The 1,746-nt window shown below is 47.3% G+C and carries 2 rRNA genes; both read left to right on the forward strand.

The features are described 5' to 3' along the window. Positions 1–352: ribosomal RNA gene (locus QP548_RS16790) — 16S ribosomal RNA — on the forward strand; the annotation flags it as partial. Positions 353–539: 187 nt separating this feature from the next. After that, positions 540–1,746: ribosomal RNA gene (locus tag QP548_RS16795) — 23S ribosomal RNA — on the forward strand; the annotation flags it as partial.

The raw sequence follows: 1,746 nt of genomic DNA on the forward strand, positions 1-1,746 counted from the left end.
GACGTCAAATCATCATGCCCCTTATGTGTAGGGCTACACACGTGCTACAATGGCTGGTACAGAGAGATGCAATACCGCGAGGTGGAGCCAAACTTAAAAACCAGTCTCAGTTCGGATTGTAGGCTGAAACTCGCCTACATGAAGCTGGAGTTACTAGTAATCGCGAATCAGAATGTCGCGGTGAATACGTTCCCGGGTCTTGTACACACCGCCCGTCACACCATGAGAGTTGGCAATACCCGAAGTCCGTGAGCTAACCGCAAGGAGGCAGCGGCCGAAGGTAGGGTCAGCGATTGGGGTGAAGTCGTAACAAGGTAGCCGTAGGAGAACCTGCGGCTGGATCACCTCCTTTCTAAGGAATACATCTTAGGACAACTAAGATGATAATGAATTCTGGATAATATCTCTGTTTAATTTTGAGAGACTATCTCTCAAAATTGTTCTTTGAAAATTGCACATAATTTAATTTATAGAAACAACAAGCCAAATTGGCAAAACCAATTTCTATTCTTTGTAAAATGAGAACTATAACTAATATAGGTCAAGCTACAAAGGGCGCATGGTGAATGCCTTGGCATCAGGAGCCGATGAAGGACGTGATAAGCTGCGATAAGCTTCGGGTAGGCGCACATAGCCTGAGATCCGAAGATCTCCGAATGAGGAAACTCACATGGGAAACCCCATGTATCATTAAGTGAATACATAGCTTAATGAAGGTAACCCAGGGAACTGAAACATCTAAGTACCTGGAGGAAGAGAAAGAAAAATCGATTTTCTTAGTAGCGGCGAGCGAAAGGGAAAGAGCCCAAACCGGAAACTTGTTTCCGGGGTTGTGGACATAGCATCAAAGTGGAGGCTATTGTAACTGAAGAGAACTGGAAAGTTCCACCGTAGAAGGTAATAGTCCTGTAAGTGAAACGAGAAGACCACGAGTTATGATCCAGAGTACCACGAGACACGTGAAACCTTGTGGGAAGCAGGGAGGACCACCTCCCAAGGCTAAATACTACCTGATGACCGATAGTGAAGCAGTACCGTGAGGGAAAGGTGAAAAGAACCCCGGGAGGGGAGTGAAATAGAACCTGAAACCGTGTGCCTACAACCGCTCAGAGCCCCTTATGAGGGTGATGAGGTGCTTTTTGTAGAACGAGCCAACGAGTTACGGTATGTAGCAAGGTTAAGTACTTAAGGTACGGAGCCGAAGGGAAACCGAGTCTGAATAGGGCGACTAGTTGCATGCCGTAGACCCGAAACCGGGTGACCTATCCATGGCCAGGTTGAAGCGAGGGTAAAACCTCGTGGAGGACCGAACCACGTTGCTGTTGAAAAAGCATGGGATGAGCTGTGGATAGCGGAGAAATTCCAATCGAACCCGGAGATAGCTGGTTCTCTCCGAAATAGCTTTAGGGCTAGCGTCGAGTATGAGTAGTGGAGGTAGAGCACTGAATGGGCTAGGGGGCATAGCGCTTACCGAACCTTATCAAACTCCGAATGCCACATACTTTGAGCTCGGCAGTCAGACTACGAATGATAAGATCCGTGGTCAAAAGGGAAACAGCCCAGATCGTCAGCTAAGGTCCCAAAGTGTAAGTTAAGTGGGAAAGGATGTGAGATTTCTAAGACAACTAGGATGTTGGCTTAGAAGCAGCCATTCATTAAAAGAGTGCGTAATAGCTCACTAGTCGAGAGATCTTGCGCCGAAAATGTAACGGGGCTAAACTTACCACCGAAGCTACGGGCTTGAAC

It is taken from the genome of Clostridium sp. UMB9555A, assembly GCF_030222355.1.
Classification (GTDB): Bacteria; Bacillota; Clostridia; order Clostridiales; family Clostridiaceae; genus Sarcina; species Sarcina perfringens.